This is a genomic window from Streptomyces sp. NPDC043876 (genome assembly GCF_056435825.1).
This window is the reverse complement of sequence record NZ_JBWKDV010000001.1, coordinates 1,049,113-1,061,460: the sequence shown is the minus strand read 5'-3', so window position 1 is coordinate 1,061,460 and position 12,348 is coordinate 1,049,113. Positions and strand designations below refer to the sequence as shown.

The window sequence follows — 12,348 nt, the reverse complement described above, 5'->3', positions numbered from 1 at the left end:
CAGATGTGGAAGCCCGGTAACGGGTGGAGCTGACTGGTACTAATAGGCCGAGGGCTTGTCCTCAGTTGCTCGCGTCCACTGTGTTAGTTCTGAAGTAACGAACTGTGCCTATATCCGGTTTGGTTAACTTCATAGTGTTTCGGTGGTCATAGCGTTAGGGAAACGCCCGGTTACATTTCGAACCCGGAAGCTAAGCCTTTCAGCGCCGATGGTACTGCAGGGGGGACCCTGTGGGAGAGTAGGACGCCGCCGAACAATTATTGTGGGAAAGCCCCGCACCTTATGGTGCGGGGCTTTTCTGCGTTCCGGACCGGAAAACGGGTGGAAGCCGGGGTGGGGGGTCGGCTTACGATCTCCGGCATGAACGACACCAGCGAGTACGTGATACGTGGGATCAGGGCCGACGAGTGGCGGAAGGTCAAGGAGCTGCGGCTGGCCGCGCTCGCCGACCCGGTGGCTCCGATCGCCTTCCTGGAGTCGCCGGCCGAAGCCGCGGTGCAGCCGGACGAGTTCTGGCAGGACAGGGCCGAGCGGGGGGCGCAGGGGAGCGCGGTCCGGCAGTTCGTGGCCGAAGCGGCTGACGGGCGCTGGGTGGGGTCCGTGACCGTGCTGCTCGAAAGCGCCGGGGTGCGCGGGATCTTCGGGGAGGAGATCCCGGTCGACCAGGGGCACCTCGTGGGGGTGTTCGTACGGCCCGAGCAGCGGGGGACCGGGCTCACCGAGGCGCTGTTCCAGGGTGCGCTGGACTGGGCCTGGGCGCGGGAGGAGCCGGCGCTGGAGCGCGTACGGCTCTTCGTGCACGAGGACAACGCGCGGGCCGCGGCGTTCTACCGGCGGTTCGGGTTCGAGCCGAGCGGGACCGTGGTGCCGATGCCCGGGGATTCCGGGGCCGAGGAGCTGGAGTACCTGCTCGCCCGGCCCTGAGCGGAATCAGGGCGCGGGCAGCGGCAGGTCGGCTTCGGGCCAGCGGGAGCGGGCCTGTTCGCGGCTGCGGCACAGGGCCAGGACCGGCAGACCGGTGGGATCGGCCAGCAGCTCGGGGAGCTGCGGGATCGGAGCCACGGCGGCGATGTCGTCCAGGATCAGCGCGAGTGGTGGGTCGAGCCGACCGTGGGATGACCGTGCGGCCATGCGGCGGCCGTGCTCGACCACGCTCGCGGTGAGTGCGGTGAGGAGGGGCATCGCACCCGGGTGGGTGCGCGGGTCCTCCAGGGGCTCGCCCACCACGTACAGGCTGCCCCCTTCGGTCAGGAACGATGCCAACGTGAGGGAATCCGTTCGGTTCGGAGTGCACGCTTCCCGGACGTTGATGGAAGACAGGCAGCTCAGGGCACGGCTCGTCAGGTGCTGCGCCTGCTCGCGGCGTTCGGGGTGGGCGGTGAGGGCGCTTTCGAGTTCGCCGGCCGCGCCGGGGGCCGCGTGCGGGTGGGTGCGCAGGATGCGGACCGGTTCCTGGGCGTTGGCGCCCTGGGCCCAGCGGTGGAGCTGTTTGAACGGGCGGCTGTCGAGGGCGAGGGCGTGCAGCCAGCTGCGCAGGAGCGTTTCCGCCGTATCGGCGACGGCCGCGTCCATGCGGGCCTGGGGGCGTACGGGCGCCAGCAGGGCGACGGCGCGGGCCGCGGCGGTGTCGCGCTCGGCGCAGCCCTCGGCAGGGTTCCAGTGCATGCGGGCCGGGGTGTCGCAGAGGTGGCCGGGGTCGTAGAGCAGGACGGGTCCGAGTTTGGCGCGGGCGTCCTTGGTCTCGGCCCACAGGGCGGGCGAGGAGGTCACGATGAGGGCGGCGCCCTCGGCCATGGCGATGCGGTCGGCCGCGGCGCGGTGGCGTGCGGCCGGGTCGGCGTACCGCAGGGCGGTGGGGGCCGAGGGTGCCGCGACCGGGGCGGCGGGCGCGGGCTGCGGTGCGGTGGCCGTCGGCGGGTAGCCGAATCCGTACCGGTAGGCCTCGTCTTTGGGGGACGTGGGCGCGGGCGCGGGCCGGGCCGGTTCGGGTTCCGGGGGCGGGGGCGCGTACCGCGGGGTGGGCTGGAGCGGGACCGTGGCCGGGGCCGGCTCGTGGTTCGCGGCCTGGCGGGCCAGGGCGCGGCGGGACTTGGTGCGGGCGATGACGCCGATCACGAAGACGGTGGCGACGAAGAGCACCAGCAGCTGGCTGATGAAGGTGCCCCAGAACAGGCCCCAGCCCGAGAGGGCGGCCGGATCGGTGTCCGGCCAGGCGCCCGCCAGGTCGTGCGGTTGCGCTATCAGGGCGCGGACCGCCGAGGGGGTGTGGCCGAAGGTCACGGTGTCGGGCCAGCTGCCGCGGGTGATCCAGGCGGCGAGGCCGGTGGCGGACCACACCAGGACGGCCAGGCCGAGGAGGAAGGCGAGCAGGGCGAGCAGCAGCCCGTCGGGGATGCCGCCGCGCTGCTGTCCGGTGGGGTGCTGGGGTTCCGTACGGCGCGGGTCGGCCATGGCTCAGGCCACCGTGGTCGCCGAGCCGGGGCCGTGGCCGCCGTTGCGGTGCCGTTCCATGAGCAGGGCGCGTTCCTCCGCTTCCAGTTCGGCCGCGAGCAGCTCGTCGGGGAGCTGGTGCGCTGCCGAGGATTCCGTCATGGCGCGGTCTGTGTAGACGAGGGGGCGTTCGGACTCGGTGATCAGGTGTTTGACCACCTGGACGTTGCCGTTGACGTCCCAGACCGCGATGCCGGGGGTGAGGGTGGGGATGATCTCGACGGCCCAGCGCGGCAGGCCGAGGACGCGGCCGGTGGCGCGTGCCTCGTCGGCCTTCTGGGCGTAGATGGTGCGGGTGGAGGCCATTTTGAGGATGGCGGCGGCTTCGCGCGCGGCCGCGCCGTCGACGACGTCCGAGAGGTGGTGGACGACGGCGACGAAGGACAGGCCGAGGCGGCGGCCGAACTTCAGGAGGCGCTGGAAGAGCTGGGCGACGAAGGGGGAGTTGATGATGTGCCAGGCCTCTTCGACCAGGAAGATGCGCTTCTTGCGGTCCGGGCGGATCCAGGTGTGTTCGAGCCAGACGCCCACGATGGCCATGAGGATGGGCATGGCGATGGAGTTGCGGTCGATGTGGGAGAGGTCGAAGACGATCAGGGGCGCGTCGAGGTCGATGCCGACGGAGGTGGGTCCGTCGAACATGCCGCGGAGGTCGCCGTCGACGAGGCGGTCCAGGACGAGGGCGACGTCCAGGCCCCAGGCGCGCACGTCGTCTATGCCGACGTTCATGGCCTGGGCGGATTCGGGTTCCGGGTGGCGCAGTTGCTCGACGATGTCCGTCAGTACGGGCTGCCGGTCGGTGATCGTGTCGTTGACGTAGGCGTGCGCGACCTTGAGGGCGAAGCCGGAGCGTTCGTCCAGGCCGTGCCCCATCGCGACCTCGATGATCGTGCGGAGCAGCGCGAGCTGGCCGGTGGTGGTGATCGCCGGGTCGAGCGGGTTGAGCCGGATGCCGCCGTCGAGCGCGGCCACCGGGTCGAGCCGGATGGGCATTATCCCGAGCTGCTGGGCGATCAGGTTCCACTCACCGACGCCGTCCTCGCCCTGGGCGTCGAGGACGACGACCTGCCGGTCGCGGAAGCGGAGCTGGCGCAGGACGTAGGTCTTCTCCAGGGCGGACTTGCCGTTGCCGGATTCGCCGAGGACCAGCCAATGGGGGGCGGGGAGCTGCTGGCCGTACAGCTGGAAGGGGTCGTAGATGTAGCCCTTGCCGCTGTAGACCTCGCGGCCGATGATCACGCCGGAGTCGCCGAGGCCGGGGGCGGCGGTGGGCAGGTACACGGCCTGGGCCTGGCCGGTGGAGGTGCGTACGGGGAGTCGGGTCGTCTCGACCTTTCCGAAGAGGAAGCTGGTGAAGGCGTCCGACATCGCGGACAGCGGATCTCGCATGGCGGCTTCTTCCCTCCGGCTAGCGTCGGATGCCGGTCGCGAACGGCAGTGTGTTCACAAAGGCGCGGTGGTGCTCGCGGTCGCACCACTCCAGCTTGAGGTAGGACTTGCCGGCCGAGGCGCGGATGGTGCGCTTGTCCCGGGCGAGGGCCTCGGGTGATCTGGAGGACACGGTGATGTACCCGACGAGGTTGACTCCGGCGGCGCCGCTGGCGAGGTCTTCGCCCCGCTGGTCGAGGCGGCCGTGGGCGGCGATGTCGCGGGGGTCGACCGTGCGGTTCATCTTGGCGGCGCGGCTGGCGTCGGCCTCGTCGTTGGTCTTCTCCGTGAGCATCCGTTCGATGGCGACCTCGGTGGGTTCGAGGTCCATGGTGACGGCGACGGTGCGGATGACGTCCGGGGTGTGGACGAGGAGGGGGGCGAGGAAGTTGACGCCGACGGGGGTCATCGGCCACTCCTTCACCCACGCGGTGGCGTGGCACCAGGGGGCGCGGGTGGAGGACTCGCGGGTCTTGGCCTGGAGGTAGGTGGGTTCCATCGCGTCGAGTTCGGCGGGCCAGGCGTTGCGCTTGGTCATGGCCTGGATGTGGTCGATGGGGTGGTCGGGGTCGTACATGGAGTGCACGAGGGAGGACAGGCGGCCCTGGCCCAGCGGCTGGCGCACGCGGATGTCGGCTTCGGCGAGGCGGGCGCAGATGTCGGTCAGTTCGCGGGCCATGACGATGGCGAGGCCGGCGTCGCGGTCGAGCTTGCGGCCCTTGTGGGGGGTGGCGGCGCGGGCGATGGTGACGGCCTCGGCGGCGAGTTCCCGGGTGAAGTGCATGCAGGCGACGAGGTACGCGCGGTGCTGCTCGGAGGAGGTCGACACCATCGACTGGAGCTGGTCGTAGGAGTCGCGGAGCCAGCCGGGGGCGGTGGTGTCGCCGCGCTGGGCGACGTCCTTGGCGTGGGCGTCGGGGTCCGCGGGCAGCGTGCGGGCGAGCATCTGGAGGCGGGTGACGAAGCCGTCGCCGTTGGCGACGTGCTTGAGGAGGGTGCCGAAGCGGTCGACGAGGGCTTCCTGGTCCTCGCTGTCGCGCAGGCCGACGCCGGGGCCCTCGATCTCGATGGCGGCGGTGACGGTGCGGCGGTCGGCGTGCAGGAGGACGGCGATCTCGTCGGGGCCGAAGGGGGCGGCGAGCCAGTTGATCCGGCCGATGCCGGGGGGCGGGCCGACCTCGACCTCGCGGCCGTCGGAGGCGCGGACGCCCGCTTCCATGGCGGCCGAGCGGTACGTCGTGCCGCGCCGCAGGGTCCGCTTGAAGCTGCGGTTGATCTCGAACCACTTGTAGAAGGTGCGGCCCTTGTAGGGGACGTACACGGCGGCGAGGGCGAGGACCGGGAAGCCGGCGAGCATGGCGATGCGCGGGGCGATGCCGGGGACGAGCAGTCCGCTCATCATGCCGAGGAACGCACCGGCGATGATCAGCGCGATCTCGCCGGTCTCGCGGTTCTTGCCGACGATCGCGTTCGGCCGGGCCCGGCCGATGAGATACGTGCGGCGGGGCGCGACCGGGTGGATCTGGTGGGACTGGGTCGTCAACGCCCGTCACCTCCTGTGTTCTTCGTGCTGCTCGTGCCGGTGCTCGTGCGGGGCGGTGGGGCGGCGGGTCCGCCGCCGGATCCGCCGGTGGGGCGGCTGCTGTGGGCGGCCACTCCTCCGGAGAGGGGGTTGGCGGGGCGGGGGGCGGCGCCGCCGCCCCCTCCGCCGTCGCCGGCGCGGTGGGAGCCGCGGCTGCTGTGCGTTTTGATGCCCTGGGAGACGAGCGAGGCCGGGGAGCTGATGACGGCGGCCGCCTGGGCGCCGTCGGTGGCCTTGCTGCGGTTGGTGCGGGCGGAGGCGATCTCGTCGCCGAAGCCGGGAACGAAACGGTAGATCATCGCGGACGCGAAGATCGCCAGGAGGATGATGGCGAGGCCGGAGACGACCGCGGAGAAGGCGTTCGGCCCCTTTTCGCCGGCGAGGGCTCCGGCGAGGCCGAGGACGATGACGATGACCGGCTTCACGAGGATGACGGCGATCATGATGCCCGCCCAGCGGCGGACGTGGCCCCACAGGTTCCGGTCGACGAGCCCGGCGTAGACGACGACGCCGAGGAGGGCGCCGACGTAGAGCAGGGCGGCCCGGATGACGAGTTCGAGGCAGAGCACGCCCGCGGCGAGGACGGTGACGAGAGCGACGACGATCAGCATGATCGGGCCGCCGCCGATGTCGTCACCCTTCTTGAGGGCTTCGGCGAAGGAGCCGAAGAAGACGTCGCTCTGACCGCCGGTCGCGGTGGCGATGACCTGGGTGACGCCGTCGGTGGCGGAGACGACGGTGTAGAGGATCAGGGGGGTGAAGGCGGAGGCGAGGACGGTGAGCCAGAGGAAGCCGATGGCTTCGGACATGGCGGTGGTGAAGGGGACGCCGCGGATGGCTCGCTTGGCGACGGCGAAGAGCCACAGGACGAGGGTGAGGATGGTGGAGGCGGCGAAGACGACGGCGTACTGCTTGAGGAAGGCCGCGTTGGTGAAGTCGACGTTCGCGGTGCCGTTGACGGCGTGGCTGAGCTTGCCGACGATCCAGGCGGCGGCGTCGGCGCAGCCCTTGGAGAGGGAGGCGAGGGGGTTCAGGGCGTCTGCGGGGTCGGTGGGGGAGAGGCCGCGGGGGGCTCCGCCGGATGCGCCGTCGCCTCGTTCGCAGAATTCCTTGGCGGGTCCCCGGATCAGGTCACAGGGGTTGTTGCTCGCGGACGGCGTCGGGGTCGGTGTGGGTGTCGGCGCGGGGGCGGCGGCCACGCGCGCGGCCAGCAGCATCGCCGCGGCCTGCAGGCCCGCGACCGCGGAGGAGATCGCCATGAGGCGGCGGCTAGCGCGCATAGGTGAAACCTCCGAACTGCGACACGGCCTTGGCCATCTCCTCCGCGGTGGCGGCGTTCTGGTCGCGGCCCACCGGTGCCGGGCCGTCCTTCTGCGTGAAGGTGGAAACCTTCCAGTCCCCGTTGACCCACCTGAGCTCGAAGGTGTTCGTGTACCAGCTCTCCGAGACGGGGTTGGTGGAACCCTCACCGGCCAGACCGAAGAGGGACGAGTACCAGACCGACACGGTCGCGCTGTCGGTCTCGAACTTCTCGACCTTGGTTCCCACCGGGCTGGTGCGGGAGACGAACGTCAATCCCTTGGGGGCCTTTCCGGCGGGGTCTAGTCCGATGCGCGTGAGGAATTCCTGGCCCGAGTAGACACGGTCGAGCTCGGCTTGGCGGGCAGCGGCCGCGTCGGGCGGATACACGGCCTCGACGATGGCCTTGCGGCGCACAGGGTCGAACATCCCGTCCGAACTCAAGGCCACCGCGAAGTTGGCCGCCGCCGACTGGGCGCCCTGTTCGTCGTGGGCGAAGCCGCGCGGGATCGTCCCGTTCTTGCCGTCCACCGGCGCGGTGCCCGTGGGGGCCGTGGCGGTGGTGGTGGGGGGTTTGGGGGAGGACTGGGGGGAGGTCGGGGGCTGGTTCTGGTTCGCGAACGCGATGGCGGCGATCAGGAGGACCACCACGCCGACGACCGTGATCAGGCCGCGGGAGGGGCGGGGGCCGCGGCGGGGGCCCGGGTAGGGGTCCGAGGGGGAGTCCGGGAGGCGGGTGCGGGTCTGGCCGGTGCCGCCGACTTCGCCGTGGCCCGTGCCCGTGCCGCCGTACTGGTCGTCGTGGCTCATTCCCTGTCCGCCCCCTCGGCGTCGTACGACGGTGCTGGTGGCCGCGCGGACGCGGTGTGGTGAGTCGTCATCGGTCGGGAGCCGGCGGCGTGGCTAGACGGCCATTCCGTAGACGATGGTGAACAGGGTGCCGAGGGAGCCGATGATGAACACTCCCGTCAGCCCGGCCACGATCAGGCCCTTGCCCTGCTCGGCGCTGAAGGTGTCGCGCAGGGCGGTCGCGCCGATGCGCTGCTTGGCCGCGCCCCAGATCGCGATGCCCAGGCAGAGCAGGATCGCCACGGCCATGACCACCTCGATCATGACCTTCGCTTCGTTGCCGAGACTGCCGAACGGGCCCCAGTTCGGGGCGATTCCGCCGATGATGGTGGTGATGTCGCCCTTTTCGGCTGCCAGGATCATGTAACTCACCGCCCCTGTATGGGTAGTTCCGCTTGTCCCCGTGCCCGATGGCAGGGGGCACGTCCTATCTTCGCTGATGAAATCGCCGTCGTATGTCGACTTGACGGCTCTCTTTACCCGATCTCCCGGTTCGGGCCCCTCCCCCGTCCGCTGACCTGGTCACTCTGTGTATCACGGGGGGTGACCCCGGGCAATGATTGTCGTCCCGGCGTACGCGAGGCGAGGTGCGGGTCTGCTCGGGTGGCCGCCGTTCGGCGCAGTGGGGCCGCGTGTCGTTGGCCCAACCCGCTGACATATGAACAGACTGACGGAATGTCGGACCGTCGTCACGTCGGGACGCGGGTCATGCTCCACCTGCTTCCGGCCGGAGCGCGCAACGTTCCACGATGAGAGACGACGCAAGGAGCAAACGGATGGGTTCCGTATCTCAGGCTGGTCGCCGCACGAGGCGGGCCGCTGGGCTCGTACTGCCGCTGGCGCTCGCGTTCGCGGGGATCTCGGGTCCGGCGGTGGCCGCCGTGCAGGACGTGACCTCGCCCGCTCCGGGGGGCAAGTGCCACGCGGACGCGCGCATGGACGCCGCGGCGGTGAAGGCCGCCAAGGGTGCCAAGACCGCGAAGGGTGCGAAGGGCGCGAAGGCCGGGAAGGGCGCTGCGGTGACGAAGGCCGCGCCCGCCGGGTACGGGTCCGGCTGCACGGGGCCGCGCGGCTCGGCGGGGCCCAGGGGGCCCAAGGGTGACCGGGGACCCAAGGGAGACCGCGGTCCGGCCGGTCCGGCCGGGAACTGCACCGATGTGGACACGGCGAAGGGCGTGAGCAACCTGGAGTTCAGTGCCGCCCTGGTCCGCGGGCGCACGTTCATCGGGGTGCGGAAGATGGCGCCGACCGTGGGCGCGTACTACTGGCGCGACCTGACCGGTCCGCTCAACCCGGGACACCCGCAGAACGCGTGCAGCGTGTCCGTCGAGACCGAGAACCCCAACAGCGTCTACCTGAAGGTGCTGACCACCACGGGCGCCGTGTACGAGAACTCCTGCACCTACACGCCGATGGGGACCCTCACCTGCCCGTCCGGCTGGACGGCGCTGGTCAAGCCCTGACGTCCCCTCCCCCCGCCCGTCGTCGGCGCCGCGGCCGGAAGCACGAGCCGGTGCGCGGGGCCGGCGGGGGCGGCGGGGGCGGCGGGGCCGATTGTCAGTGGGGTGCGGCAGCCTGGGGGCATGACGACGACACCTTGGACCCTCGCGGACATCGAGGCGGCCGTCCGGGCCGGCTGGTCGGCCGATCTGGCCTGCCCCTCGGACATCACGCGCATTCCCTGGTCGGCCGACAATCCGGCCTGGGGGCACTGTGACATCACGGCGCTGGTCGTCCAGGACATAGCGGGCGGGGACCTGATGGTGGGCGAGGTCTTCCTCGACGGCCGCCAGGAGGGCTACCACTGCTGGAACCGGCTGGCCGGGGGCCTGCGGATCGATCTGACCCGGGAGCAGTTCCGGCGCGGGGAGACGGTGACGCCGGGGCGGGTCGTGCGGCGCCCGACGGACCGGCGGACCCGGCGGTGGGCGGAGTACCAGCTGCTGCGGCAGCGGGTGATGGACAAGCTGGGGCCGCTGCCGGGGGTGGTGGAGGTGGCCGGCCGGCAGCTGCGGTACACGGACTTCGGCGGCCCGGGGGAGCCACTGCTCGCGCTGCACGCGCACTTCATGGAGGGGCGGACCTTCGCGCGCCTGGCCCGGGAGCTGGCGCCGCGGTGGCGGGTCATCGCGCTGGACCAGCGCGGGCACGGGGATTCGGACCGGGCGCCCGAGTACTCCCGGGAGGGTTACGTGGCGGACGCCGCGGCCGTACTGGACCACCTGATGGCGGGCCCCGCGGTGGTGCTGGGGCATTCGCTGGGCGGGGTGAACGCCTACCAGCTGGCCGCGCGGCGGCCGGATCTGGTGCGGGCGCTGGTGATCGAGGACGTCGGGGCGGTCGTGGAGGACGACCTGTCCTTCGTGCTCGACTGGCCGCGCCGGGCGCGCGGCCGCGAGGAGCTGCTGGCGGCGCTGGGGCGCGCGGCGGACTTCCTGACGGACTCGGTGCGGGAGTACGAGGACGGGTGGGGCCTGGCCTTCGAGGCGCAGGACATCTTGGCGTCCGGCGAGGCGATACAGGGGGACCACTGGGCGGACTGGCTGGCGGTGCGGCAGCCGACGCTGCTGGTGCGGGGGGACCGCAGCACGGTGCTGTCGGCGGGCCACGCGCGGGAGATGGCCGCCCGGCGGCCCGGGGTGCGGCTGGTCGAGCTGCCCGCCGGGCACGGGGTGCACACCGAGGACCCCGAGGGCTTCACCGTGGCGGTACGGGAGTTCCTCGCGCGGCTGTGACCCGCCCGCTCCCGGTCCCGGTCCCGTCGTTCCGGGGGCGGGCCCCGGGGTCCGGCCCGGCACGGGGGTGCGGGCCGGACCGGGGGTGCGGGCCGGACCGGGGGTGCGGGCCGCGGGGTGGCTCAGGACCAGTGGGGCGGGCGGGTCAGGGTGGGCGGGATGCGGGTGGCGGCGTCGCCGCGGGCCGCGTTCAGCTGGGCCTGGGTGAGGAAGATGGCGCCGGTGAGGTCGGCTCCGCCGAGGTTCGCGTCGCGCAGGTCCGCGCCGATCAGGTCGGCGGTGCGCAGGTCGGCGCGGCTGAGGTCGGCGGCGATCAGGTAGGCGCCGCGCAGGGTGGCGCCGCGCAGGTTCGCGCCGGAGAGGCGGGCGCCCATCAGGTCCGCGCCCCGGTGGTTCTTCTTGCGGCCGGGCACGGTGGCCCGTACCAGGTCGCTGGTCTTGAGCAGCAGGGTGTTCACGGCGGCGCGGCGGGCGCCGACGTCGGTGGCGGCCAGGGTCGCGGCGTCGGCGCGGGTCAGCTCCTCGGTCTCGGCCAGAGCGCGCCGCAGGTCGGCGTGGACCGGGCGGGCGGCCGGGAGGGTGAGGGCTTCGGCGAGGTAGAAGAGCAGCTCGTGGAGCTGGCGCATCACCGGGAAGACCTCGAACATCCGGCGCGAGGTGCCGGGGTGGGCGCGCCAGTCGCGGCCTTCGAAGGTGACCTGGGAGACCTGCTGGCCCGCGCCGAAGCAGTCGAAGACGGTGCAGCCCGGGAAGCCCTTGTCGCGCAGTTTCGTGTGGATGCCGCAGCGGAAGTCCTGCCGGAGGTTGGTGCACGGGGTGCCGGCGGGTTTGTTCACGGCGAAATCGGTGGACCGGGCGAAGGGCAGGGCGACGCAGCACAGGGCGAAGCAGTTCGCGCAGTCGGCCTGGAGCACGGGCAGCGCCGGACCGGTGCCGGGGCCGGTGGGGCTCGCAGGGCCGGCGGCTTCGGCCGGGCCGGTGGTGCCGGGGCCGGGCGCGGGATCGGGAGCGGGGTGAGAACGGGACACGGCTCCATTGTCCTCCGTCCCCGGCGGGGGCTGGTGCCCGCGGGTTACCTCTCGGTAGCGTGCGCGGCATGGACGACGCCGACGACCGTCACGCACGCGCCGCAGCGGACACCCGTGCCGCCGGAATCGAGGGGGCCGACGACGCCGCCGCGGTCGAGGGCTTCTACGAGCGGACCGGCGAGGGCCGGTTCCTGGCCTCCGCCTTCACGCGCGGCCCGTGGGACCGGCGCTCGCAGCACGCGGGACCGCCCGCAGCGCTGCTCGGGCGGGCCGTCGAGGAGCGCCCCGGGGCCCGCGAGGACATGCGGATCGCGCGCATCACGTACGAGATCCTGCGGCCGGTCCCGATCGGGCCCCTGGAGGTCACCACCTCGGTCCTGCGGGCCGGGCGCGGCACCGAGGTGGTCGAGGCGGCGCTCGCGCCCGCCGGGGCCGCGCCGGTGATGTTCGCCCGGGCGCTGCGGATCCGGGTGGCCGGGGAGTCCGTGCCGGCGGTGGCGCCGGGACCGGCCGTGCCGCCGCCCGGCGCGGTGGGGCGCACGCCGTTCTTCCCGGTGCCGTGGGCGACCGGCTACCACACGGCGATGGAGACCCGCTTCACCGAGGGCACCTTCGTGGAGCCCGGACCGGGGACCTGCTGGATGCGGATGCGGGTTCCGCTGATCGCCGGGGAGGAGGTCCGGCCGCTGGACCGGGTGCTGGTCGCGGCCGATTCCGGCAACGGCATCAGCGCGGTCATGGACTTCGCCAAGTACGTGTTCGTGAACGGGGATCTGACGGTCCACCTGCACCGCCATCCGGTGGGCGAGTGGGTGTGCGTGGAGGCGCGGACCAGTGTGGACGCGGCCGGGATCGGGCTCGCCGACGCGCGCCTGCACGACGAGGACGGGCCCATCGGGCGCGGTGCGCAGAGCCTGTACGTCGCTGCGCGCTGACG

General features: G+C 72.3%; 11 protein-coding genes and 1 rRNA gene. 5 read left to right on the top strand and 7 right to left on the bottom strand.

The genetic code is table 11. The annotated features are described in order from the left end of the window. Positions 1-138 precede the first annotated feature (138 nt). Positions 139-255: ribosomal RNA gene (gene rrf, locus AC0693_RS05180) — 5S ribosomal RNA — on the top strand. 105 nt (positions 256-360) lie between these two features. After that, positions 361-924 (top strand): GNAT family N-acetyltransferase, encoded by a 564-nt coding sequence (locus AC0693_RS05175; RefSeq protein WP_469318062.1) that lies wholly within the window; start codon positions 361-363, stop codon positions 922-924. A 6-nt stretch (positions 925-930) separates the two neighbouring features. Here AC0693_RS05175 and AC0693_RS05170 read toward each other — a convergent pair whose 3' ends face one another. From AC0693_RS05170 to AC0693_RS05145, 6 genes are all read right to left on the bottom strand, one after another. Then, the gene (locus AC0693_RS05170) at positions 931-2,451 is read right to left on the bottom strand and encodes a P-loop NTPase family protein (protein WP_478800980.1); all 1,521 of its coding nucleotides are present in this window, start codon (positions 2,449-2,451) and stop codon (positions 931-933) included. A 3-nt stretch (positions 2,452-2,454) separates the two neighbouring features. Continuing rightward, the gene (locus tag AC0693_RS05165; protein WP_356413344.1) at positions 2,455-3,879 is read right to left on the bottom strand and encodes an ATP-binding protein; all 1,425 of its coding nucleotides are present in this window, start codon (positions 3,877-3,879) and stop codon (positions 2,455-2,457) included. A gap of 19 nt (positions 3,880-3,898) precedes the next feature. Next, on the bottom strand, positions 3,899-5,461 hold the full coding sequence (locus tag AC0693_RS05160) for an SCO6880 family protein (protein WP_469318060.1): 1,563 nt from the start codon (positions 5,459-5,461) through the stop codon (positions 3,899-3,901). Further along, positions 5,458-6,759, bottom strand: a complete 1,302-nt coding sequence (locus tag AC0693_RS05155; protein WP_478800979.1) for a hypothetical protein — start codon at positions 6,757-6,759, stop codon at positions 5,458-5,460. The genes AC0693_RS05160 and AC0693_RS05155 overlap by 4 nt, the downstream gene beginning before the upstream one ends. Positions 6,760-6,769: 10 nt before the next feature. Then, on the bottom strand, positions 6,770-7,609 hold the full coding sequence (locus AC0693_RS05150) for a DUF8175 domain-containg protein (protein ID WP_356413338.1): 840 nt from the start codon (positions 7,607-7,609) through the stop codon (positions 6,770-6,772). A gap of 93 nt (positions 7,610-7,702) precedes the next feature. Beyond that, positions 7,703-8,011, bottom strand: a complete 309-nt coding sequence (locus AC0693_RS05145) for a hypothetical protein (protein WP_008742356.1) — start codon at positions 8,009-8,011, stop codon at positions 7,703-7,705. Positions 8,012-8,424: 413 nt separating this feature from the next. Here AC0693_RS05145 and AC0693_RS05140 point away from each other — a divergent pair, with 413 nt between their 5' ends. Together AC0693_RS05140 and AC0693_RS05135 are read left to right on the top strand one after the other, a co-directional pair. Further along, the gene (locus AC0693_RS05140) at positions 8,425-9,111 is read left to right on the top strand and encodes a hypothetical protein (protein WP_356413336.1); all 687 of its coding nucleotides are present in this window, start codon (positions 8,425-8,427) and stop codon (positions 9,109-9,111) included. Between the two features lie 120 nt (positions 9,112-9,231). Continuing rightward, positions 9,232-10,383: an alpha/beta fold hydrolase gene (locus AC0693_RS05135; RefSeq protein ID WP_478740514.1), complete on the top strand. Its 1,152-nt coding sequence runs from the start codon at positions 9,232-9,234 to the stop codon at positions 10,381-10,383. Positions 10,384-10,505: 122 nt separating this feature from the next. Here the strand turns inward: AC0693_RS05135 and AC0693_RS05130 are convergent, their stop codons facing one another. Beyond that, on the bottom strand, positions 10,506-11,303 hold the full coding sequence (locus tag AC0693_RS05130; RefSeq protein WP_356413352.1) for a pentapeptide repeat-containing protein: 798 nt from the start codon (positions 11,301-11,303) through the stop codon (positions 10,506-10,508). 176 nt (positions 11,304-11,479) lie between these two features. Between AC0693_RS05130 and AC0693_RS05125 the strand changes: the two genes are divergently transcribed. Beyond that, on the top strand, positions 11,480-12,346 hold the full coding sequence (locus tag AC0693_RS05125; RefSeq protein ID WP_469332665.1) for a thioesterase family protein: 867 nt from the start codon (positions 11,480-11,482) through the stop codon (positions 12,344-12,346). Positions 12,347-12,348: the final 2 nt, after the last annotated feature.

Bases quoted from the DNA above. Each gene is read 5' to 3' on its own strand.
- AC0693_RS05175 (WP_469318062.1), top strand. From the start codon at position 361: ATGAACGACACCAGCGAGTACGTGATACGTGGGATCAGGGCCGACGAG.
- AC0693_RS05170 (WP_478800980.1), bottom strand. From the start codon at position 2,451: ATGGCCGACCCGCGCCGTACGGAACCCCAGCACCCCACCGGACAGCAG.
- AC0693_RS05165 (WP_356413344.1), bottom strand. From the start codon at position 3,879: ATGCGAGATCCGCTGTCCGCGATGTCGGACGCCTTCACCAGCTTCCTC.
- AC0693_RS05155 (WP_478800979.1), bottom strand. From the start codon at position 6,759: ATGGCGATCTCCTCCGCGGTCGCGGGCCTGCAGGCCGCGGCGATGCTG.
- AC0693_RS05150 (WP_356413338.1), bottom strand. From the start codon at position 7,609: ATGAGCCACGACGACCAGTACGGCGGCACGGGCACGGGCCACGGCGAA.
- AC0693_RS05145 (WP_008742356.1), bottom strand. From the start codon at position 8,011: ATGATCCTGGCAGCCGAAAAGGGCGACATCACCACCATCATCGGCGGA.
- AC0693_RS05140 (WP_356413336.1), top strand. From the start codon at position 8,425: ATGGGTTCCGTATCTCAGGCTGGTCGCCGCACGAGGCGGGCCGCTGGG.
- AC0693_RS05135 (WP_478740514.1), top strand. From the start codon at position 9,232: ATGACGACGACACCTTGGACCCTCGCGGACATCGAGGCGGCCGTCCGG.
- AC0693_RS05125 (WP_469332665.1), top strand. From the start codon at position 11,480: ATGGACGACGCCGACGACCGTCACGCACGCGCCGCAGCGGACACCCGT.